Below are 19,953 nucleotides of genomic sequence, written 5' to 3'. Positions count from 1 at the left end.
CCATTCAAGGAGGTGCGATGAAATGCATGTAAAAAAAGGCGATAAAGTAATGGTCATTACTGGGAAAGACAAAGGCAAAACAGGTGTTGTTCTTGCTTCATTCCCAAAGAAAGACCGAGTGCTAGTTGAAGGTATCAACGTTGTGAAAAAACACGCTAAGCCTTCACAGATGAATCCGCAAGGCGGAATCATCAGCCAAGAAGCATCTATCCATGTATCAAATGTTATGCTTCTAGATCCGAAATCTAACGAGCCAACTCGTGTAGGTTATAAGACAGAAGACGGCAAAAAAGTACGTGTAGCAAAAAAATCAGGTGAAGTTCTAGATAAATAGTACGATTAAGAAGGGAGGTATTCTGAATGAACCGCCTAAAAGAAAAATTCCAACAAGAAATCAGTCCAGCTCTAGTTAGCAAATTCAATTACAAATCAGTAATGGAAGTACCTAAAGTTGAAAAGATCGTTGTCAATATGGGTATCGGTGATGCTGTTCAAAACTCAAAAGCTCTTGATGTAGCTGTTGATGAATTGACTCAAATCACTGGTCAAAAACCAGTTGTAACGAAAGCTAAAAAATCTATCGCAGGCTTCCGTCTTCGTGAAGGTATGCCAATCGGTGCAAAAGTTACTCTACGCGGAGAGCGTATGTACCAATTCTTAGATAAATTAATTTCTGTTTCACTTCCACGTGTACGTGACTTCCGTGGTGTTTCTAAAAAAGCATTCGACGGTCGCGGTAACTACACATTAGGAGTTAAAGAGCAATTGATTTTCCCTGAGATTGACTATGATAAAGTGTCTAAAGTACGCGGTATGGATATCGTAATCGTAACAACTGCGAACACAGACGAAGAAGCTCGTGAATTGTTGACACAAATCGGAATGCCATTCCAAAAGTAATCGCTATATAAGGGAGGCGAAAATGTGGCTAAAAAATCTATGATTGCGAAACAAAAACGCACGCCAAAGCATAATGTTCAAGCGTATACTCGTTGCGAACGTTGCGGACGTCCTCATTCAGTTATCCGTAAATTCAAGCTTTGCCGTATTTGTTTCCGTGAACTTGCATACAAGGGTCAGATTCCTGGCGTTAAGAAAGCTAGTTGGTAATACCCTATATTGGGAAGGAGGTAAATTATTATGACAATGACAGATCCAATTGCAGATTTGCTAACTCGCATCCGTAATGCGAACATGGTTCGTCACGAAAGATTAGAAGTTCCTGCTTCTAACATCAAGAAAGAAATTGCAGAAATCCTTAAACGTGAAGGTTTCGTACGTGACGTAGAATATGTAGAAGATAACAAGCAAGGTGTTATCCGCATTTTCTTGAAATATGGAGCAAACAACGAACGAGTAATTACTGGATTAAAGCGTATCTCTAAACCTGGTTTACGTGTATATGCAAAATCAACAGAGGTACCTAAAGTACTAAACGGTTTAGGTATCGCGCTTGTTTCTACTTCAACAGGTGTACTAACTGATAAAGAAGCTCGTGCTCAACAAGTAGGCGGAGAAGTTCTAGCTTACGTTTGGTAATATTTTTTATATGAATGGAGGTGCAACAGGATGTCACGTGTAGGAAAACTACCAGTAGAAATTCCATCTGACGTTACTCTAACAGTAGGTGAAGATAACACTGTAACTGTAAAAGGACCTAAAGGGGAACTTTCTCGTACATTCAATGCTGATATTAAAGTTGAATTAGAAGGAAACGTAGCAACAGTTACTCGTCCTTCTGATGCAAAAGAACACCGCGCGTTACACGGTACAACTCGTGCCCTAATCGCGAACATGGTTGAAGGTGTATCTAAAGGATTCCAAAGAAATCTTGAGCTAGTCGGTGTAGGTTACCGTGCTCAAAAGCAAGGTACTAAGCTTGTCCTTAACGTTGGTTACTCTCACCCAGTTGAGATCGAACCAGAACAAGGTATCGAGATCGAAGTACCGGCTAATACAAAGATATCTATCAAAGGTATCGACAAAGAACGTGTTGGAGCATTAGCTGCTAACATTCGTGCTGTACGCTCTCCTGAGCCTTACAAAGGAAAAGGTATTCGCTACGAAGGTGAATATGTTCGTCGTAAAGAAGGTAAAACAGGTAAATAATGCCGCGTAGGCAAAAGAAAGGAGTGACCGTAGGTGATTACTAAGCCAGATAAGAACAAAACACGTAAGAAGAGACATGCTCGTGTCCGTTCAAAGATTACTGGAACTGAAACTCGTCCTCGTTTGAACGTTTTCCGTTCTAACAAAAATATCTACGCTCAACTTATCGATGATATGAATGGTGTTACTCTAGTTAGTGCATCTTCTCAAGATAAAGATTTCAACCTAGATTCTTCTGCTACAACTGATGCAGCAGCAAAAGTTGGAGAACTAGTTGCGAAACGTGCAGTAGAAAAAGGATTAAAATCTGTAGTATTTGACCGTGGTGGATATTTATATCATGGCCGTATCAAAGCTTTGGCTGAAGCAGCTCGTGAAAACGGCTTAGAATTTTAATAAAAAAAGGAGGGACAATCCAGATGCGTCGTATTGACTCAAGCAAACTAGAATTTGAAGAACGCGTAGTTACAATCAATCGTGTTGCGAAAGTAGTTAAAGGTGGACGTCGTTTCCGTTTCGCTGCTCTTGTAGTAGTGGGCGATAAAAACGGCCACGTTGGTTTCGGAACTGGGAAAGCTCAGGAAGTACCTGATGCGATCCGTAAAGCGATTGAAGATGCGAAAAAGAATCTAATTGAAGTTCCTATGGTTGAAGGTACTACACCTCACCTAGTAACTGGACGATTTGGTGCTGGTCAGATCCTGATCAAACCTGCTTCTGCGGGTACAGGAATCATCGCCGGTGGACCTGTTCGTGCCGTACTTGAATTAGCTGGTGTTCAAGATATCCTATCTAAATCATTAGGATCTAACACTCCAATTAACATGGTTCGCGCTACTATCGAAGGTTTAAAACAATTAAAGCGTGCTGAAGACGTAGCTAAACTACGTGGTAAATCAGTAGAAGAGATCTTAGGTTAAGGGAGGGATAACGATGGCTAACAAACTAGAAATTACCCTCACTCGCAGCATCATTGGCCGTCCTCAAGATCAACGCAAAACGGTTGAAGCTTTAGGACTTCGCAAAATGCACCAAACGGTTGAGCAACAAGATAATGCTGCAATCCGCGGTATGATCAACAAAGTGGCTCACCTTGTAACAGTAACTGAAAAATAATTCTTAACGCTTAAAAAGAAGGAGGTGCCGACATGAAATTACATGAGTTAAAGCCTACAGAAGGTTCACGTAAAGTCCGCAATCGTGTAGGACGTGGTATTGGTTCAGGTAATGGAAAGACTGCTGGTAAAGGTCATAAAGGACAAAACGCCCGTTCAGGTGGCGGAACTCGTCCTGGCTTCGAGGGTGGTCAAACACCATTGTTCCAACGTCTACCAAAACGTGGATTCACGAACATCAATCGTAAAGAATACGCAATCGTCAATCTTGACGCATTGAATCGCTTCGAAGATGGTACAGAAGTTACTCCAGCTCTACTTGTAGAATCTGGTGTAGTGAGTAACGAAAAAGCAGGAATTAAGATTCTTGGTAAAGGTTCAATCGAGAAAAAGCTTACAGTAAAAGCACACAAATTCTCAACCACTGCTAAAGAAGCTATCGAAGCTGCTGGCGGTACATCCGAGGTGATCTAATGTTTCAAACTGTCTCCAATTTTATGCGCGTGGGTGATATAAGAAACAAAATTATCTTCACCCTTCTAATGTTAATAGTCTTTCGTCTTGGTACCTTCATTCCGGTACCAAACGTAGACGCTAATGTATTGAAAATGCAAGACCAAGCTGGGATTCTTGGATTCCTGAATACATTTGGTGGCGGTGCGTTAAAGAACTTCTCCATCTTCGCGATGGGAATCATGCCTTATATCACGGCTTCGATCATTGTACAGCTCCTGCAAATGGATGTTGTTCCGAAGTTTACTGAGTGGTCTAAGCAGGGTGAAGTCGGGCGCCGTAAATTAGCTCAGTTCACACGTTATTTCACTATCGTTCTAGGATTCATCCAGGCCCTCGGTATGTCCTACGGCTTCAATAGAATTTACGGTGGAATGCTTATCCAAAGCCCCGGAGTCAGTACGTACCTACTAATAGCGTTAGTTCTAACAGCTGGTACGGCTTTTCTTATGTGGCTTGGTGAACAAATCACGGCTAAAGGTGTCGGGAATGGTATTTCGATCCTGATCTTTGCAGGTATCGTCGCTGCGATCCCTAACACTGTAAACCAAATCTATGCACAGCAAATCGAGGGAGCAGGCGAACAGCTCTTCCTGCGAATTGTGGTTCTTGCACTTCTTGTTTTAGCAGTTATTGCAATCGTGGTTGGTGTCGTGTTTATCCAACAAGCACTTCGTAAGATTCCGATTCAATATGCAAAACGTTTAGTGGGGCGTAGTCCGGTTGGTGGACAATCAACACATCTACCATTAAAGGTGAATGCTGCGGGTGTTATTCCAGTTATCTTTGCGATTTCTTTCATTATTACGCCACAGACCATTTCATCCTTCTTTGGGGAAAATGATGTGACCAGTACTATCCAGTACATCTTTGATTACACCAAACCAGTTGGTATGATCATCTATGTAGCTCTGATCGTTGCCTTTACGTATTTCTATGCTTTCATTCAAGTGAATCCAGAACAAATGGCTGAAAACTTGAAGAAGCAAGGTGGATATATCCCTGGTATTCGTCCAGGTAAAACCACACAAGAGTATCTCACTCGCGTTCTGTATCGTCTAACATTTGTTGGGGCTATCTTCTTAGCTGTTATTTCAGTCCTTCCAGTTTTCTTCATTAACTTTGCGGGATTACCTCCTGCAGCTCAAATCGGTGGAACAAGCTTACTCATCGTAGTAGGGGTTGCACTTGAGACAATGAAGCAACTAGAGGCACAGTTAGTGAAACGTCACTACAAAGGATTTATTAAATAAGAGGGTTTTCGGGAACATCTTGTTCCTGAAACCATTTTATAGACAATTAGGGGGAGTACGAGTGAATATTGTTCTTATGGGCTTACCAGGCGCAGGAAAAGGCACTCAAGCTGAAAAAATCGTAGATAAATATGGTATCCCCCATATCTCTACAGGCGATATGTTCCGTGCAGCTATCAAAGAAGGTACAGAACTAGGCTTGAAGGCTAAATCATTCATGGATAATGGCGATCTTGTTCCTGATGAAGTGACAATCGGTATCGTCCGTGAACGTTTAAGCAAAGAGGACTGTGAAAAAGGCTTCTTACTGGATGGGTTTCCAAGAACGGTTGCTCAGGCAGAAGCACTTGAAAACATCCTAGCTGATCTTGGTAAAAAAATGAATTATGTCATTAATATAAATGTAGATAAGGACATCTTGATGGAGCGCTTGACAGGTCGCAGGATCTGTAAAGAGTGCGGCGCTACTTATCATCTTGTCTTTAATCCGCCAACAGAAGAGGGCGTTTGTGATCGCTGCGGCGGCGAGTTATATCAACGCGCAGATGATAACGAAGAGACGGTTCAGAACCGCCTGGACGTAAACATCAAACAAACCCAACCGCTATTGGCATACTACGAAGATAAAGGCTATCTGAAAAACATTGACGGTCAACAAGACATCCATAGAGTGTTTGATGACATTGATGAACTACTTGGAGGCCTTTCATAATGATCATTTCTAAAACTCCGAGAGAGATTGAGATTATGCGGCATGCTGGTAAGATCGTTGCATTAACTCATGCGGAATTGCAAAAGCATATTTCTCCGGGAATATCGACGAAGGAATTGGATGCAATTGCTGAAAAATTCATTCGTAAACATGATGCAATTCCATCTTTTAAAGGGTATAATGGGTTTCGTGGCAGCATCTGTGCTTCAGTCAACAATGAGTTGGTACATGGAATTCCAGGCGATCGGGTATTAAAGGATGGCGATATAATCAGCATCGATATCGGTGCTAAATATAACGGTTATCACGGTGACTCGGCTTGGACGTATCCAGTTGGAACAATAGATGATGAAACCCGTAGGCTTCTTGATGTAACAGAAGAATCTCTTTTTCTGGGACTGAAAGAAGCGAAACCAGGCGAGCGTCTGTCGAATATCTCTCATAGTATACAAACTTTTGTTGAAGCTAACGGCTTTTCGATCGTTCGAGAGTATGTAGGACACGGAGTTGGTCAAGACTTACATGAGGACCCGCAAATCCCTCATTATGGACCACCCAACAAAGGTCCGCGTTTAAAGCCTGGCATGGTACTGGCTATTGAACCAATGGTTAATGCAGGAAGTCGATATGTTAGAACGTTATCAGATAACTGGACAGTCGTCACAGTAGATGATAAAATGTGTGCGCACTTTGAACACACCATTGCCATTACTGAAGACGGCTATGAGATATTGACGAAAGCCTAAGTGAAGGTGATTGGATTGATCGAGTCAGATTCGACGGTTCCGAGGATAGGCCAGATTGTTCAAACCCTTAAAGGGAGAGAAACAGGATGCTACTCGGTCGTTGTTCAGCAGTTGGATGAACGTTTTGTACTCATAGCAGATGGGGATAGACGAAAGTTTGATCGCGCCAAGCGAAAGAACGTCGCTCATCTTCACTTGTGTGACTATGTTTCTCCAGAAGTTCAAAACAGTATTATAGAATCAGGCAGAGTAACGAACGGTAAACTGCGTTATGCTGTTTCAAAGTTTGTTAACGAAGTGTTAAATGATGAGAAGAAGGGAGACATGTTCGATGGCTAAGGATGATGTAATTGAAGTTGAAGGTAAGGTCGCCGAGACTTTGCCCAATGCGATGTTTAAGGTAGAATTAGAAAATGGTCATACAGTACTGGCACATGTTTCAGGAAAGATCCGTATGCATTTCATCCGTATCCTACCTGGTGACAAGGTAACAGTGGAATTATCACCGTATGACTTAACTCGTGGTAGAATCACTTATCGTTATAAATAATCTATTGCACTCCGTACTATTAAGGAGGTTAGAATAAGATGAAAGTTAGACCATCTGTTAAACCGATCTGCGAAAAATGTAAAGTTATTCGTAGAAAAGGTAAAGTCATGGTTATCTGTGAAAACCCTAAACACAAACAAAAACAAGGCTAATCTTAAAGGAGGTGCGCTATCACTATGGCACGTATTGCTGGTGTAGACATTCCACGTGACAAACGTGTTGTCATTTCATTAACATACATCTACGGTATTGGTAAAAATACTGCAGCGAAAATCTTATCTGAAGCTGGTGTATCCGAGGATACTCGCGTTCGCGATCTTACTGACGACGAACTAGGAAAGATTCGTGATATCGTTGATAAATTAAAAGTAGAAGGTGATCTTCGTCGTGAAGTATCACTAAACATCAAACGTCTTATGGAAATCGGTTCATACCGCGGTCTTCGTCACCGTCGTGGACTACCTGTTCGTGGACAACATACGAAGAACAATGCTCGTACACGTAAAGGTCCTCGTAAGACTGTAGCTAACAAGAAAAAATAATAGGTAAAGGAGGTTACTTCTTAGTATGGCACGTAAAACAAATACTCGTAAACGTCGTGTGAAAAAGAATATCGAAGCTGGTATCGCACACATTCGTTCTACATTCAATAACACAATCGTAACTATTACTGATGTTCACGGAAATGCTGTTGCATGGTCAAGTGCAGGTTCACTAGGATTCAGAGGTTCTCGTAAATCCACTCCATTCGCAGCGCAAATGGCAGCTGAAACAGCAGCTAAAGCTTCTCAAGAACATGGTCTAAAAACTCTTGAAGTAACAGTTAAAGGTCCTGGTGCTGGTCGTGAAGCAGCTATCCGTGCTCTTCAAGCAGCAGGTCTAGAAGTTACTGCAATCAGAGACGTTACTCCAGTTCCTCATAATGGATGCCGTCCACCAAAACGTCGCCGCGTTTAATTTTCTGTATAAATTTTGTATCGTTGTCTATAATGGGATATGATACAAGATACGTTCAGAAAAGTAACCAGTTGTTGGTGCACAATAGGGAACGTAAACATGGGGAATTTCGGACTTTATCTTATTTAGCCCGGAGTTTCGACGTTTTGAAGGAGGGTAAATATTAATGATCGAAATTGAAAAGCCAAAAATTGAAACGGTTGAGATCAGCGATGATGCCACATATGGAAAGTTCGTCGTAGAACCACTTGAGCGTGGATATGGTACAACTTTGGGTAACTCCTTACGTCGTATCCTATTATCGTCACTCCCAGGTGCTGCTGTCACATCTATTCAAATAGATGGAGTACTGCATGAGTTTTCAACAATTGAAGGCGTCGTAGAGGATGTCACATCCATCATTTTGAATATCAAGAAGCTGGCGTTGAAGATCTACTCTGATGAAGAAAAAACGCTAGAGATTGATGTACAGGGCGAAGGAGTCGTAACGGCTGCGGATATTACTCACGATAGTGATGTTGAAGTGTTAAATCCTGATTTACACATCGCAACATTATCCAAGAGTGGTCACTTCCGTGTGCGGTTAAGTGCATCCCGTGGTCGTGGGTACAGACCAGCAGACCAAAACAAACGTGAGGATCTTCCTATTGGCGTGATCCCAATCGATTCTATTTACACTCCAGTTTCACGCGTTAACTATCAAATAGAAAATACTCGTGTTGGTCAAATGACGAACTACGATAAACTTTCTCTTGATGTATGGACTGATGGAAGTATTGGACCGAAAGAAGCGATTTCTTTAGGTGCTAAGATTCTGACAGAACACTTAAATATTTTCGTTGGCCTTACAGATGAAGCGCAGAATGCTGAAATCATGGTAGAAAAAGAAGAAGACCAAAAAGAAAAAGTTCTTGAGATGACGATCGAAGAATTAGATCTTTCTGTTCGTTCTTATAACTGCCTGAAGCGTGCTGGAATCAATACTGTTCAAGAGCTTGCAAACAAGACTGAAGAAGATATGATGAAAGTGCGTAACCTAGGACGTAAATCCCTTGAAGAGGTTAAAGTTAAACTTGAAGACCTTGGACTCGGTTTACGTAAAGACGACTGATAACATCTTCTTTCATATATAGACTCAACAAAGGAGGGAACCCTTAATGGCTTACAGAAAGTTAGGACGTACCAGTGCTCAACGTAAAGCAATGCTACGTGATTTAGCTACAGACCTAATCATCAACGAGCGCATCGAAACAACTGAAACTCGTGCGAAAGAGCTTCGTTCAGTTGTGGAAAAAATGATCACTTTAGGTAAACGTGGTGACATTCACGCGCGTCGTCAAGCTGGTGCATTCATTCGTAAAGAAGTTGCTAACGCTGAAAACAACCAAGATGCTTTACAAAAGTTATTCTCTGACATCGCTCCTCGTTACACAGAGCGTCAAGGCGGATATACTCGCATTATGAAGGTTGGTCCTCGCCGTGGTGACGGTGCTCCAATGGCAATCATCGAATTAGTTTAATAATTCGTGACTACTAACATTAAGGGCGGGACAGTTAATCCTTAACTGCTTCTTTGCCCTTTTTGTATAAGTGCATGTGATGAAAAGCAGAGCGTTACGATGAGCAGCGCTGTCTGACTCGTCTAGCTCGTGCACCCCTTCCAACTTCTATGTTCATAGAAGCTGTTCAATGGATGAACAAGAAAAGAGTTTCTTTTCTTTGGTCGGGGTGCAGGCTTTTTTTTGTATGCAAAGGTTTTAGCAGAGCTGAGTAAGGATAGCGTAGAGGAGGTTACAGAATTGAAGGAAATCATAAACGTTGACGATGTGCATTTCAGATATCCTGATCAGGACACGTACGCCCTAAAAGGAATCAGTCTGACAGTCAATCAAGGGGAATGGCTTGCGATCGTCGGTCATAACGGATCAGGCAAATCCACCCTTGCCAAGATGTTGAACGGGCTTCACTTCCCTGAGAAGGGTCGCGTGACGGTGGATGGAATCACTCTTGAGGAGAGTTCGATATGGGACATCCGTTCAAAGCTGGGTATGGTTTTTCAGAATCCCGATAATCAGTTTGTTGGGGCTACAGTGGAAGATGATGTGGCTTTTGGGTTAGAAAACCATGGGGTCCCTCATGAATACATGGTGCAGAGGGTCAATGATGCTTTAAGAAGTGTCCATATGGAAGATTTTCTTGATCAAGAGCCGCACCATTTATCCGGTGGTCAGAAGCAGCGTGTAGCGATTGCGGGGGTCGTAGCCCTGCAGCCATCGATCATCATCCTGGATGAAGCAACATCGATGCTCGATCCAAAAGGAAGGCAGGAAGTCCTTGAAACGGTACGGAAGCTGAAAGAGGAAGAGAACCTTACGGTGATCTCCATTACCCATGACCTGGAGGAGGCAACAAAGGCAGATCGGATGATTGTCCTGAATCAAGGGAGTGTTTTTAAGGAAGGAATTCCAGAAGAGATCTTCCTATTAGAGGACGAGCTTATTAAGCTCGGATTGGATTCACCTTTTACCATCAAGCTTGCCGGGGCATTGAAGGAAGCAGGGATTTCTTTGTCTAAAACTTATTATACAGAAGAAGAGTTGGTGGATGAATTATGCAAATCACATTTCAACAGGTAGAGTACCGATATTCATTCAACACTCCATTCGAAAAACTTGCCCTTCAAGATATCAACCTTTCGATTCCAACCGGTCAATTTCTTGCGGTAATCGGTCATACGGGTTCAGGTAAGTCTACACTGTTGCAGCATCTAAATGGACTGTTAAAGCCTACAGAGGGACTAGTTCAAGTAGGAGATCATAAGATCAAGGCAAAGGAAAAGATCAAAAACTTAAAGCCGGTCAGACAGAAGGTAGGCATCGTCTTTCAATTCCCTGAGCACCAGCTGTTTGAAGAGACCGTCCTTAAAGATATATGCTACGGTCCGATGAACTTTGGTGTATCAGAGGAAGAAGCGATACGAAGAGCGAAAGAGCTGATCGTGAAGGTCGGATTGTCTGAGGATGTGTTGCGGAAATCCCCATTTGATCTGTCAGGGGGACAAATGCGACGTGTCGCCATAGCAGGGGTGCTGGCCATGAATCCTGAAGTCATCGTACTCGATGAGCCGACAGCAGGACTCGATCCACGAGGGCGGAAGGCAATCATGGACATGTTCTACGACCTTCATAAGGAAAAAGGACTGACCACCATTCTTGTCACCCACAGCATGGAAGACGCCGCCCATTACGCCGACGAGATTGTCATCATGCAAAAGGGTCGCCTGAAGCGAAAAGGGAACCCGGCAGAAATTTTCTCCCGGACGGATGAATTGTTCGAAATGGGGCTGGACGTCCCGGATGTTGTCCGCTTTCAATATGAGTTTGAACAGAAGACCGGGAAGAAGCTTCCGAAAACCTGTTTGACTATTGGCGAATTGGCTACAGCCATCCGTGGGATTCGGGATGGGGGTGAAGACCTATGATGGAAAAGATGATCTTCGGCCGATATGTACCCGCCAAATCCGTTCTTCACCAAATGGATCCAAGGGCAAAGCTTTTATTTATTTTCGGCTTTATATGCGTCGTCTTTCTGGCGAATAATGCCGTGACCTACGCACTGCTCGGAGTTTTTACGTTTAGCGCACTCATCCTGTCCAATCTTTCCATCCGTTTTATCATCGGAGGGCTGAAGCCGATCCTATGGCTGATTCTGTTTACGTTTTTCTTACACGTATTTTTCACAAAGGAAGGTCCAGTCATTTTGGATTTGGGAGTCCTGTCCGTTCATGAAGAAGGGTTAAGGCAAGGGATTTTTATATCGTTACGGTTCTTTTATCTCATCCTGGTCACTTCATTGTTAACGCTCACGACCTCACCCATTACGATTACGGACGGTCTTGAAACGCTTTTGAATCCATTGAAGAAAGCGAAGTTCCCCGTCCATGAATTGGCTCTGATGATGTCGATTTCCCTGCGGTTCATCCCGACCCTGATGGAGGAAACCGATAAAATCATGAAGGCACAGATTGCAAGGGGGGCCGAGTTTTCATCAGGGCCCATTAAAGACAGGATCAAAGCGATCATCCCTCTATTGATCCCTCTTTTCGTCAGTGCCTTTAAAAGGGCTGAGGACCTGGCAACCGCCATGGAAGCAAGAGGGTATCAAGGAGGGGAAGGCAGAACGAAATACCGTCTGTTATCCTGGCATAAGAAGGATACGGGAGCGTTGGTCGTCCTCGCCCTCCTGACAGCGGTATTAATCATTTTCAGAGGATAACGGGAGTGTCACGTATGCAGAGAGTGAAGTGTACCATCGCATATGATGGAACGAATTTTCATGGTTATCAGGTACAACCCAGAGAGCGAACCGTCCAGGGCGTGATAGAGGACGTTTTGTCGACTATCCATAAGGGTGAGAGAATCCGAATCAGTGGCTCTGGCCGGACAGATGCCGGTGTCCATGCGAACGGTCAAGTGTTTCATTTTGATACACCTTTATCCATCCCTGAGGAAAAGTGGACGGTGGTGCTGAATACACGGTTACCGGATGAGGTGACCGTGAAAGAAGCTATGTTTGTTTCAACTGACTTCCACTCGAGGTTTTCAGTAGAGCAGAAGGAATATCGCTACCGGATCGATACAGGAAAATCCAGAAGTCCATTCAATCGTCACTTTGCCCTTCATTATCCATATACTCTTTCCATAACGGAAATGGAGCGGGCTGCCCTTCATCTCATCGGGGAGCATGACTTCACCAGTTTCTGTTCCGCTAAGACGGAAGTGGAAGACAAAATAAGGACCATACATCGTATCGACATAGAGGAACATGAAGAAGAAATCATTTTTTCATTTGTGGGAAATGGTTTTCTATACAATATGGTGAGGATCTTGGTCGGTACTTTGTTAGAGGTGGGTACTGGGAATATTCCTGTGGATGAGGTACCTGGAATACTGGAAGCAAAGGATCGCAACCGGGCAGGAAAGACAGCGCCGCCCCACGGATTATACCTGTGGAAGGTGGATTATGATCCTGTTGTGAAATAGGATTATATAGAATTTCTAAAAAAAATACTAAAACAACTAATCCTGGTGTAACATTCTCTTGACAATAGACTGGGAACAAGATAATATAGCATATGGTATGTTATTAACCCCACGATAAGCCCCGGAAACTTATTGTGATTAGAAAATAAATACTACGGATTCATTAAATAGGAGGTTAAATCATGCGTACAACGTATATGGCAAAAGCCAACCAAATCGATCGTAAATGGTTCGTTGTAGATGCTGAAGGTAAAACTCTTGGACGTCTATCCAGTGAAGTTGCTTCAATTCTACGCGGAAAACACAAACCAACATTCACACCACATGTTGACACTGGTGATCATGTAATCATTCTTAATGCTTCAAAAATTGAACTGACTGGGAAGAAGTTAACGGACAAGATCTACTACCGTCACACTAATCACCCTGGTGGTTTAAAACAACGTACAGCATTAGAAATGCGTACAAACTACTCAGAGAAAATGCTTGAGCTTACTATCAAAGGTATGCTTCCAAAAGGTTCTCTAGGTCGTCAAATGTTCAAGAAATTACATGTATATGCTGGAGCAGAGCATCCACATCAAGCACAACAACCTGAAGTTTACGAACTTCGTGGATAATTAATAAGAGGAGGTTATTATCTTGGCTCAAGTTCAATATTACGGAACTGGTCGTCGTAAGAGCTCAGTAGCTCGTGTACGTTTAGTACCAGGTAACGGAAACATTGTTATCAATGATCGTGAAGTAGAAGTTTATATCCCATTCGCGGCACTAAGAGAAGTAATTAAGCAACCACTAGTTGCAACTGAAACTCTTGGTAACTATGACGTTTTAGTAAACGTTAATGGTGGAGGCTATGCTGGTCAAGCTGGTGCGATCCGTCACGGAATCGCTCGTGCTTTACTACAAGCAGATCCTGAATACCGTGGAACTCTAAAACGCGCTGGATTATTAACTCGTGACTCTCGTATGAAAGAGCGTAAAAAATACGGTCTTAAAGGTGCACGTCGCGCGCCACAATTCTCTAAGCGTTAATTATTATTTCACACAAAAGCTCAGCCGATTCTGTCGGCTGGGCTTTTTTTGTTGTAAAATTGGTAACAGTTACTCGAATGAAGTGGTGTGTTAAGTAGGAAAATACGTTCAAAGGGGTGGAATGATTTGAACGTTATTACAACTTTCAATACAAAGAGAAGAGAAAAGCAAATCAAGACGGAAAGAACATTACTGAAAGAAATTTCGATCAAAATGCTGCAGGAAAGTGTCCGAAGGCATTTTGGCTATATAAAGGTTCAAGGCGGCGTATTTATGCAGCAGGGATTTGATGAGGCGTGCTTTGATGTGGCGATAGAAGCCTATCTCCTGGGTGGGAAGGTCAGCAAATTCGGTTACTCAGGCGAGGACACCGGATTAGTGAAAAAACGGTGCGATGAAGAATTAAAGCATTTTATTGATACACTATATAATTTTTGGCTGTACTGGTCTGAGATGGGTGTCTCCAACCAGGTGGACGAGTCCTTTTATTTTTGTTGTGAGCACTTTGTGGAAACCTGGTGGTCGGAAGGATATGAAAAGGGCATCAAGCGTCACAAACTGCGGCTGAATTAATTTCAGTTCTAAAACCCATTCTTGTCCCATATTTTTTAGTAAGGGCAACGGAGGACTTTTTCTCCGTGTTCAAGACTGGAAATAGGAGGACTGGAATGGTTCAGAAACTGAAGGTTATCGGGTTAATTTCTGCACTGGCTATTTTATTATTCATTATTCAATATAAGATACTGGACAAGGATACGTGGGATTCCTGGAATCTCCCCTTATCGGGAAAGATCATTTATATAGACCCGGGACATGGTGGACCGGACGGCGGAGCGGGGGATGAGAATGCCCTGGAAAAGGATATTGCACTAAATGTATCCCTGATGATAAGGGATTATCTGCAAGAACAAGGTGCTCTTGTCATCCTTACGCGTGAGGATGATAAAGATCTTGCCGATGAAGGTACGAGAGGATACAGCCGAAGAAAAGTGGAGGACTTAAAGAAAAGGCTCAGCTTGATCAATGAATCCCAAGCCGATATGTTTCTTAGCATCCACTTGAATTCCATCCCTTCTGCGAAATGGAGCGGGGCCCAAACCTTCTACAATCCAAAGTATGAAGAAAACAAAGCACTCGCCAAGGCCATTCAGGCAGAATTGACACGGAACTTGGAAAACACGACCCGCGAAGCAAAGGGTCTTCAAAACGTCTACATCTTAAAGCACGCGAAAAAGTCCGGTGCCCTCGTAGAGATCGGATTCCTGTCCAATCCGGGAGAAAGAGCAAACCTTCTTAAAGAGGATTACCAACAAAAAATCGCGGCCTCTGTGTATCAGGGAGTGCTCAACTACCTGACCATGGACAAAGAAGACAAAGAAAAAGCTGACGAGGAATAACCTCTCAGCTTTTTTCGTTTTAAACAGCAGTTTAAATCACTAATAACCTAACCTAATGGGTCTACTCCCTGTGTCTCTTCAGGGAGTTTTGTGAGTTTTTGGCGGAACAGATTTATAAAGTCGAGCTGTTCTTTATGAATGACAATATTAAGATAAAATCACTGTCCCAAAACGGTTGTAGAAAGAGGGGTTATGTTCTATGAACTTATTCAGAAATGTTTCACTTAGTTGTTTGGAGTGGAGGGTGCTCGACTCCTGCGGGAATAGCTGGACAGGTGAGACCCCGGAGGGCGAAGCCTGAGGAGGCTCACCGCCAGCCCCGCGGAAAGCGAGCACCTGGAGCGGAAAACAACCACTGCTCGCCTAGTAAAGAAACCTGTAGATATTAAATCTATTTTATTATTCAACAAAAGCATTCAAAACCTTTTGAGCATTCATTCAACTGAGAATATGTTATACTTAAGGCAGTTGATTGAAAACGAATACATAGAAAAGGGTGGTTATTCATGTTATCGGAACAACAAACACGCGAGCTTTTATTTGGATTAAAAGATCCTTTTTTAAATAAAACATTACAAGAAACAAACGGAGTTGTAGATATCTCCGTAAAAGAAGAAAAGAACCATGTCAGTGTGAAAGTTGCCATAGCCAAGACAGGTACCGGGGAGCAAATGCAATTCCAGCAAAAAATTGTACAAGTGTTAAAGGATAACGGAGCGGAATCTGTCGGGATCCGTTTCACAGAGCTTCCGGAAGAAGAGCTTGAAAAGCATAGAGGCACAGGTGGAGAAGGAACGGATTTATTATCCCCTGCAAGTAAGACCACCTTTATCGCGATTGCCAGCGGAAAAGGCGGGGTAGGAAAATCAACGGTTTCCGTCAACCTGGCTGTATCATTGGCCCGTCAAGGCAAGAAAGTGGGACTTGTAGATGCCGATATTTACGGTTTTAGCGTTCCAGATATGATGGGGATTGTGAAGCGGCCGGTGGTACGTGGGGAAAGAATTATTCCAGTAGAACGTTTCGGTGTAAAAGTCATCTCCATGGGGTTCTTCGTTGAAGATAATGCACCGGTTATTTGGAGGGGACCAATGCTTGGGAAGATGCTCAATAACTTCTTCTCGGAAGTCGAGTGGGGCGAACTGGATTATTTACTACTGGACTTGCCGCCGGGAACAGGAGACGTCGCTCTTGATCTCCATACCATGCTTCCGCATTGTAAGGAAATCATCGTGACGACTCCCCATCCGACGGCCGCATTCGTAGCGGCACGTGCCGGTGCCATGGCCCTTCAAACGGATCATGACATCCTGGGTGTGGTAGAGAACATGTCCTATTTCGAAAGTAAACTGACAGGTGAGAAGGAATTCGTATTCGGCCAAGGCGGGGGAGAGAAGCTTACAGAAGAGCTTCGTACCGATTTACTAGGCAAGCTCCCACTGCAACAGCCTGATTGGAACGAAGTGGATTTTGCTCCTTCTATTTATGCGGAAGATCATCGTCTTGGACAAATCTACGGCGAAATCGCCCATAAAGTAATTGAAAAGTTATCTTAATTAGAAAAAAGAGACCAATGCGAAAATGGCATTGGTCTCTTTTAGTGAGTGGTCATACTGGCGAGAGAGGAAAATTATTGGCTTCCGCCTCCGCTGCCTGAACCACCTGAATCTCCCGAACCACCTTGGTCACTGCCGGATGATTGACTGCTTCCGCCTTCACTCTTCCCGCCGTCTTTAATTTCCCCTGCAGCCTTCAATAGAACATCCTGAAGCTTCGCCTTAAATAGCGGGCTTTCGAACGTTTCTGTCATGACTTTTTGCAGATGCTCTTTGTATTCACGGCTTTTTAATACCTCGGTAAGCTCTTTTTTGAATTCAGGATCCTTCAATAGATCCATCATCATTCCCTGGTACTCAGGATCCTTCATCAGATCCTTCAGTAATTTTTCGTTGCCGTCTTTCATGCTTTTCGCCATTGCTTCTGCGAACTTCGGATCCTCAAAGGATTTCTTCCAGAATTCGGATCCTTTTTCGGACGTTAAGGTTTTGGAGATTGTATCGGTTACAACTCCCTGATCCATAATGAGCTCTGATTTCATTTTTTCATCAGACATGACTTCCTGGATGGCTTTTTTACCATCATCGGTCTTTAATATATCGACAACCATTTTCTTGGTTTCTTCATAATCCATTTTGCCACTGCCTGTCTCCCCGCCACCGCTGCAAGCGGATAGAAGAAGTAGGGTCAGTACAAAAAGAAAGGAATATTTTTTCATGGGTAGGCTCCTTCCATACAAATTCCCTTACCTTTAATATGAGAAATAACGAAAAAAATATGCACAGGGAAAATTGGAATCTGGATTTTTTAAACATGCGTTGGTACAATCAAGGAAGTGTATATTTTTTTATATGGGGGAAAATAGAAGTGACCATCCGCAATTGGATTCGTTTATTTATTCATACGTTAGTAATCGGTGGAGCCGTAACAGGTGTGGCCGCCCTTCTTATTAGATGGGATCAGTTCGGACCATACTTTCAAGACGGTAACGTGATTGGCATATTATCGAGTTTACTTTGGTTCATCTTTGTAGGGTTTACCTTCAGTGTCATCAGTCAGATGGGATATTTCGCTTATTTAACGATCCATCAATTCGGGATGGGGATGTTTAAAAGCTTGTGGAACCCCGTTCAGCTGGTGCTGATTGCCCTTGTCCTGTTTGATCTGATTTACTTCCGGTTCAGGGCATTCGCTGTGGAAGGCGAGCCATATACGCCTTATATTCTACTGGGGATTGGGATCTTTATGGTAGGGCTTGCCGTCGCCTATGTGAAGAATCGACAGTCAGAAGCCAAAACCAACACCTTTGTTTCTGCCTTGTTTTTTATGATTGTCGTGACGACTTTGGAATGGCTGCCGGTATTACTGGTGAATTCCGTTAAATGGCTGTATCTTATGCTGCTCGCCCTCCTTGCCTGTAACGCATTCCAACTGTTGCGTCTCCCTAAGTACATTGAGAAATCACAGATGGAAAGAGAACGTAAACAGTCAATGAAGAGCTAATAGAAAATCCCGCTGATGGAATTTTGCATCAGCGGGATTTTTTTATTGTATAAGGGAGGACTTTGCATCGCCGTTGGAAATCATATCGGATACCGTAATGAAATTCCCTTTTCCTTTTAGTTCTTTCACAATGGACGGCAAGGCGTCCTTTGTCTGTTTAGCTGAATCTGATGCGTGAAGCAGGACAATATCCCCTTTTTTTGCCTTGCTAATATTATTAAGGATTTCTTCCACACCGGGATTGGTCCAATCCTTTGAGTCTACGCTCCAATGAACGACCGTCAAGCCCAGGGAATCGGCAACCCTTAACGTTTCTTTATCGAAATGTCCCGTTGGAACGCGTAATAACTTCACATCTTTCACATTCAATTTCTTAAAAACCGTATCAGCCTTCAGTATATCCTGCTTAATCTTATTCGGTTCCATTTCTGTATAATCAGAATAGGCATAACCAAGGTTTCCGATCTCATACCCCTGCTTGACGATTTGTTCGACCAAATCGGGGTGTCGTTCCGCCCAGGCTCCAGAAAGGAAGAAGGTAGCGGATGTGACGTTCATTTTCTTTAATTCATCAAGGATCGGCTTGGCCTTTTCATCCCCCCAACCAATGTTGAATGTAATAGCGACTCCCTTTTCCCCTTTGTAGATCGCCTTCGGACCATCCTTCGTACTGAAAACAGAAAGAGTTGAGAGGTTACTGCTATATACAAACAAAGCAGTAAAGAAAGAAATCACGATAATCAAACTAATTTGCTTCAATTTCTTAGCGTTTACTGTGTGAAACGTATTCAATGAATCATCCCTCCGTTCAACCGTCTATCTTTACTAAAGATATGCATGTCCCCAGAAAAAATATCTATCTGATAAAAAAATGATTATAAATTTCTTTTAATGGAAAAAACTACAAATACTAACATAAAGGGGTGACATACTTGCTGGGGTTAATGATTAATGATAGAGAGAAACAGGAAATCGAGTATTTATTAAAAAGAGAAATGGATGAAATACTGTTTGATCTAAAAGATTCTCGAATTGATCATATCGTTAAGAGAGCAATGGATGAACGGTACAAAATCTTATTTTCCCTTTTTAAACGATTTGCGAATCAAAAAGAATGTTTGAAATATATGAAGACGGAAGCCAAGAAGGAAACGTATTAGTGAGATCCTGCCCCCGCCTGCAAGCAACAGAGACGGGGGCTATTATATGCACCTGAGCCAACAGAGTAAATGGTTTTGTAAGAGAGGTAATGAGATTGAAATATTTTATTAAAAAAGTTCACGAAATGTATTGACCAGCACAGAGAAACTTGGTATATTAATAAACGTCGCTGAAACACAATGAATTATTTAGAAGAAACACCAATAAATAATTTGAAAAAACAGTTGACATCACACATTCAAGTGTGGTAAATTAATAAGGTCGCTTCAAACGGAAACGACAAACATTGAACCTTGAAAACTG

32 protein-coding genes are annotated in these 19,953 nt (G+C 42.7%); 30 read left to right on the top strand and 2 right to left on the bottom strand.

The genetic code is table 11. The features are described from left to right. The first annotated feature begins 22 nt into the window (after positions 1-22). The 28 genes from rplX to CN378_RS15535 all read left to right on the top strand — a co-directional run bounded on the left by rplX (position 23) and on the right by CN378_RS15535 (position 16,985). Entirely contained in the window at positions 23-334 is a 312-nt protein-coding gene (gene rplX, locus CN378_RS15670; protein ID WP_034765969.1) for a 50S ribosomal protein L24, read from the top strand. Positions 335-360: 26 nt separating this feature from the next. Then, positions 361-900: a 50S ribosomal protein L5 gene (gene rplE, locus CN378_RS15665; protein ID WP_034765967.1), complete on the top strand. Its 540-nt coding sequence runs from the start codon at positions 361-363 to the stop codon at positions 898-900. A gap of 24 nt (positions 901-924) precedes the next feature. Beyond that, complete coding sequence (locus CN378_RS15660; protein WP_010191505.1) at positions 925-1,110, top strand: type Z 30S ribosomal protein S14; 186 nt, start codon at positions 925-927, stop codon at positions 1,108-1,110. Positions 1,111-1,140: 30 nt separating this feature from the next. After that, positions 1,141-1,539, top strand: coding sequence for a 30S ribosomal protein S8 (gene rpsH, locus CN378_RS15655; RefSeq protein ID WP_034765964.1), 399 nt, complete (start codon positions 1,141-1,143; stop codon positions 1,537-1,539). A 30-nt stretch (positions 1,540-1,569) separates the two neighbouring features. Continuing rightward, positions 1,570-2,109 carry a 50S ribosomal protein L6 gene (gene rplF, locus CN378_RS15650; RefSeq protein ID WP_098353387.1) on the top strand — a complete coding sequence of 180 codons (540 nt, stop codon included), beginning with the start codon at positions 1,570-1,572 and terminating at the stop codon, positions 2,107-2,109. Positions 2,110-2,142: 33 nt separating this feature from the next. After that, positions 2,143-2,505, top strand: a complete 363-nt coding sequence (gene rplR, locus CN378_RS15645; protein WP_034765960.1) for a 50S ribosomal protein L18 — start codon at positions 2,143-2,145, stop codon at positions 2,503-2,505. Between the two features lie 23 nt (positions 2,506-2,528). Next, complete coding sequence (rpsE, locus tag CN378_RS15640) at positions 2,529-3,029, top strand: 30S ribosomal protein S5 (RefSeq protein WP_034765958.1); 501 nt, start codon at positions 2,529-2,531, stop codon at positions 3,027-3,029. Between the two features lie 13 nt (positions 3,030-3,042). Then, on the top strand, positions 3,043-3,225 hold the full coding sequence (gene rpmD / locus CN378_RS15635) for a 50S ribosomal protein L30 (protein WP_034765956.1): 183 nt from the start codon (positions 3,043-3,045) through the stop codon (positions 3,223-3,225). Between the two features lie 32 nt (positions 3,226-3,257). Further along, complete coding sequence (gene rplO, locus CN378_RS15630) at positions 3,258-3,698, top strand: 50S ribosomal protein L15 (protein WP_098353385.1); 441 nt, start codon at positions 3,258-3,260, stop codon at positions 3,696-3,698. Next, positions 3,698-4,990, top strand: a complete 1,293-nt coding sequence (gene secY, locus CN378_RS15625) for a preprotein translocase subunit SecY (RefSeq protein ID WP_098353383.1) — start codon at positions 3,698-3,700, stop codon at positions 4,988-4,990. The genes rplO and secY overlap by 1 nt, the downstream gene beginning before the upstream one ends. A gap of 61 nt (positions 4,991-5,051) precedes the next feature. Further along, a complete protein-coding gene (locus CN378_RS15620; RefSeq protein WP_034765951.1) occupies positions 5,052-5,702 on the top strand; it encodes an adenylate kinase in 651 nt (216 codons plus the stop codon). Beyond that, complete coding sequence (map, locus tag CN378_RS15615; protein WP_098353381.1) at positions 5,702-6,448, top strand: type I methionyl aminopeptidase; 747 nt, start codon at positions 5,702-5,704, stop codon at positions 6,446-6,448. Before CN378_RS15620 ends, map begins: the two co-directional genes overlap by 1 nt. Positions 6,449-6,463: 15 nt before the next feature. Continuing rightward, positions 6,464-6,787 carry a KOW domain-containing RNA-binding protein gene (locus tag CN378_RS15610; protein ID WP_098353379.1) on the top strand — a complete coding sequence of 108 codons (324 nt, stop codon included), beginning with the start codon at positions 6,464-6,466 and terminating at the stop codon, positions 6,785-6,787. Further along, a complete protein-coding gene (gene infA, locus CN378_RS15605; RefSeq protein WP_034765945.1) occupies positions 6,780-6,998 on the top strand; it encodes a translation initiation factor IF-1 in 219 nt (72 codons plus the stop codon). The genes CN378_RS15610 and infA overlap by 8 nt, the downstream gene beginning before the upstream one ends. 38 nt (positions 6,999-7,036) lie before the next feature. Beyond that, a complete protein-coding gene (gene rpmJ, locus CN378_RS15600; RefSeq protein WP_003156543.1) occupies positions 7,037-7,150 on the top strand; it encodes a 50S ribosomal protein L36 in 114 nt (37 codons plus the stop codon). 24 nt (positions 7,151-7,174) lie between these two features. Further along, positions 7,175-7,540, top strand: coding sequence for a 30S ribosomal protein S13 (rpsM, locus tag CN378_RS15595; protein WP_034765943.1), 366 nt, complete (start codon positions 7,175-7,177; stop codon positions 7,538-7,540). Positions 7,541-7,565: 25 nt separating this feature from the next. Continuing rightward, positions 7,566-7,955, top strand: a complete 390-nt coding sequence (rpsK, locus tag CN378_RS15590; RefSeq protein WP_032085294.1) for a 30S ribosomal protein S11 — start codon at positions 7,566-7,568, stop codon at positions 7,953-7,955. 166 nt (positions 7,956-8,121) lie between these two features. Then, positions 8,122-9,066: a DNA-directed RNA polymerase subunit alpha gene (locus tag CN378_RS15585; RefSeq protein ID WP_034765941.1), complete on the top strand. Its 945-nt coding sequence runs from the start codon at positions 8,122-8,124 to the stop codon at positions 9,064-9,066. Positions 9,067-9,112: 46 nt separating this feature from the next. After that, positions 9,113-9,475, top strand: a complete 363-nt coding sequence (gene rplQ, locus CN378_RS15580; RefSeq protein ID WP_034765940.1) for a 50S ribosomal protein L17 — start codon at positions 9,113-9,115, stop codon at positions 9,473-9,475. Positions 9,476-9,754: 279 nt separating this feature from the next. After that, positions 9,755-10,591: an energy-coupling factor ABC transporter ATP-binding protein gene (locus CN378_RS15575; RefSeq protein WP_098353377.1), complete on the top strand. Its 837-nt coding sequence runs from the start codon at positions 9,755-9,757 to the stop codon at positions 10,589-10,591. Then, positions 10,567-11,436, top strand: coding sequence for an energy-coupling factor ABC transporter ATP-binding protein (locus CN378_RS15570; RefSeq protein WP_098353375.1), 870 nt, complete (start codon positions 10,567-10,569; stop codon positions 11,434-11,436). Before CN378_RS15575 ends, CN378_RS15570 begins: the two co-directional genes overlap by 25 nt. Beyond that, positions 11,433-12,230, top strand: coding sequence for an energy-coupling factor transporter transmembrane component T family protein (locus CN378_RS15565; RefSeq protein ID WP_098353374.1), 798 nt, complete (start codon positions 11,433-11,435; stop codon positions 12,228-12,230). The genes CN378_RS15570 and CN378_RS15565 overlap by 4 nt, the downstream gene beginning before the upstream one ends. A 14-nt stretch (positions 12,231-12,244) precedes the next feature. Continuing rightward, a complete protein-coding gene (gene truA / locus CN378_RS15560) occupies positions 12,245-12,997 on the top strand; it encodes a tRNA pseudouridine(38-40) synthase TruA (RefSeq protein ID WP_098353372.1) in 753 nt (250 codons plus the stop codon). 182 nt (positions 12,998-13,179) lie between these two features. Further along, a complete protein-coding gene (gene rplM / locus CN378_RS15555; protein WP_034765935.1) occupies positions 13,180-13,617 on the top strand; it encodes a 50S ribosomal protein L13 in 438 nt (145 codons plus the stop codon). A 22-nt stretch (positions 13,618-13,639) separates the two neighbouring features. Further along, positions 13,640-14,032, top strand: coding sequence for a 30S ribosomal protein S9 (rpsI, locus tag CN378_RS15550; protein WP_034765933.1), 393 nt, complete (start codon positions 13,640-13,642; stop codon positions 14,030-14,032). Positions 14,033-14,158: 126 nt separating this feature from the next. Continuing rightward, positions 14,159-14,605: a DUF2521 family protein gene (locus tag CN378_RS15545; RefSeq protein ID WP_098353370.1), complete on the top strand. Its 447-nt coding sequence runs from the start codon at positions 14,159-14,161 to the stop codon at positions 14,603-14,605. Between the two features lie 95 nt (positions 14,606-14,700). Next, positions 14,701-15,429 carry an N-acetylmuramoyl-L-alanine amidase CwlD gene (gene cwlD, locus CN378_RS15540; RefSeq protein WP_098353368.1) on the top strand — a complete coding sequence of 243 codons (729 nt, stop codon included), beginning with the start codon at positions 14,701-14,703 and terminating at the stop codon, positions 15,427-15,429. A 506-nt stretch (positions 15,430-15,935) separates the two neighbouring features. Further along, positions 15,936-16,985: a P-loop NTPase gene (locus CN378_RS15535; protein ID WP_098353366.1), complete on the top strand. Its 1,050-nt coding sequence runs from the start codon at positions 15,936-15,938 to the stop codon at positions 16,983-16,985. 74 nt (positions 16,986-17,059) lie between these two features. On the opposite strand, the gene gerD is transcribed toward CN378_RS15535, so the two are convergent. Beyond that, positions 17,060-17,704 carry a spore germination lipoprotein GerD gene (gene gerD / locus CN378_RS15530; RefSeq protein ID WP_098353364.1) on the bottom strand — a complete coding sequence of 215 codons (645 nt, stop codon included), beginning with the start codon at positions 17,702-17,704 and terminating at the stop codon, positions 17,060-17,062. Between the two features lie 149 nt (positions 17,705-17,853). On the opposite strand from gerD, the gene CN378_RS15525 reads away from it, so the two are divergent. After that, positions 17,854-18,489: a KinB-signaling pathway activation protein gene (locus CN378_RS15525; RefSeq protein WP_098353362.1), complete on the top strand. Its 636-nt coding sequence runs from the start codon at positions 17,854-17,856 to the stop codon at positions 18,487-18,489. A gap of 42 nt (positions 18,490-18,531) precedes the next feature. Here the strand turns inward: CN378_RS15525 and pdaB are convergent, their stop codons facing one another. Continuing rightward, positions 18,532-19,281 carry a polysaccharide deacetylase family sporulation protein PdaB gene (gene pdaB / locus CN378_RS15520; protein WP_098353360.1) on the bottom strand — a complete coding sequence of 250 codons (750 nt, stop codon included), beginning with the start codon at positions 19,279-19,281 and terminating at the stop codon, positions 18,532-18,534. A gap of 140 nt (positions 19,282-19,421) precedes the next feature. Here pdaB and CN378_RS15515 point away from each other — a divergent pair, with 140 nt between their 5' ends. Continuing rightward, complete coding sequence (locus tag CN378_RS15515; RefSeq protein WP_098353359.1) at positions 19,422-19,649, top strand: hypothetical protein; 228 nt, start codon at positions 19,422-19,424, stop codon at positions 19,647-19,649. The last annotated feature ends 304 nt before the right edge of the window (positions 19,650-19,953 follow it).

The organism is Bacillus sp. AFS015802 (assembly GCF_002561455.1).
Classification (GTDB): Bacteria; Bacillota; Bacilli; order Bacillales; family Bacillaceae_B; genus Rossellomorea.
Note: the sequence above shows the minus strand (reverse complement) of the source record. Positions and strands in the feature narration are given on the sequence as shown.

Excerpts from the sequence above, each read along its gene's own strand:
- rplF (WP_098353387.1), top strand. The coding sequence starts at position 1,570 with ATGTCACGTGTAGGAAAACTACCAGTAGAAATTCCATCTGACGTTACT.
- rplX (WP_034765969.1), top strand. The coding sequence starts at position 23 with ATGCATGTAAAAAAAGGCGATAAAGTAATGGTCATTACTGGGAAAGAC.
- gerD (WP_098353364.1), bottom strand. The coding sequence starts at position 17,704 with ATGAAAAAATATTCCTTTCTTTTTGTACTGACCCTACTTCTTCTATCC.
- cwlD (WP_098353368.1), top strand. The coding sequence starts at position 14,701 with ATGGTTCAGAAACTGAAGGTTATCGGGTTAATTTCTGCACTGGCTATT.
- rplO (WP_098353385.1), top strand. The coding sequence starts at position 3,258 with ATGAAATTACATGAGTTAAAGCCTACAGAAGGTTCACGTAAAGTCCGC.
- rplM (WP_034765935.1), top strand. The coding sequence starts at position 13,180 with ATGCGTACAACGTATATGGCAAAAGCCAACCAAATCGATCGTAAATGG.
- rpsK (WP_032085294.1), top strand. The coding sequence starts at position 7,566 with ATGGCACGTAAAACAAATACTCGTAAACGTCGTGTGAAAAAGAATATC.
- rpsH (WP_034765964.1), top strand. The coding sequence starts at position 1,141 with ATGACAATGACAGATCCAATTGCAGATTTGCTAACTCGCATCCGTAAT.
- infA (WP_034765945.1), top strand. The coding sequence starts at position 6,780 with ATGGCTAAGGATGATGTAATTGAAGTTGAAGGTAAGGTCGCCGAGACT.
- rplQ (WP_034765940.1), top strand. The coding sequence starts at position 9,113 with ATGGCTTACAGAAAGTTAGGACGTACCAGTGCTCAACGTAAAGCAATG.
- secY (WP_098353383.1), top strand. The coding sequence starts at position 3,698 with ATGTTTCAAACTGTCTCCAATTTTATGCGCGTGGGTGATATAAGAAAC.
- CN378_RS15535 (WP_098353366.1), top strand. The coding sequence starts at position 15,936 with ATGTTATCGGAACAACAAACACGCGAGCTTTTATTTGGATTAAAAGAT.
- CN378_RS15565 (WP_098353374.1), top strand. The coding sequence starts at position 11,433 with ATGATGGAAAAGATGATCTTCGGCCGATATGTACCCGCCAAATCCGTT.
- rpmJ (WP_003156543.1), top strand. The coding sequence starts at position 7,037 with ATGAAAGTTAGACCATCTGTTAAACCGATCTGCGAAAAATGTAAAGTT.
- rpsE (WP_034765958.1), top strand. The coding sequence starts at position 2,529 with ATGCGTCGTATTGACTCAAGCAAACTAGAATTTGAAGAACGCGTAGTT.
- map (WP_098353381.1), top strand. The coding sequence starts at position 5,702 with ATGATCATTTCTAAAACTCCGAGAGAGATTGAGATTATGCGGCATGCT.
- CN378_RS15570 (WP_098353375.1), top strand. The coding sequence starts at position 10,567 with ATGCAAATCACATTTCAACAGGTAGAGTACCGATATTCATTCAACACT.
- rplE (WP_034765967.1), top strand. The coding sequence starts at position 361 with ATGAACCGCCTAAAAGAAAAATTCCAACAAGAAATCAGTCCAGCTCTA.
- rpsM (WP_034765943.1), top strand. The coding sequence starts at position 7,175 with ATGGCACGTATTGCTGGTGTAGACATTCCACGTGACAAACGTGTTGTC.
- CN378_RS15585 (WP_034765941.1), top strand. The coding sequence starts at position 8,122 with ATGATCGAAATTGAAAAGCCAAAAATTGAAACGGTTGAGATCAGCGAT.
- truA (WP_098353372.1), top strand. The coding sequence starts at position 12,245 with ATGCAGAGAGTGAAGTGTACCATCGCATATGATGGAACGAATTTTCAT.
- rpmD (WP_034765956.1), top strand. The coding sequence starts at position 3,043 with ATGGCTAACAAACTAGAAATTACCCTCACTCGCAGCATCATTGGCCGT.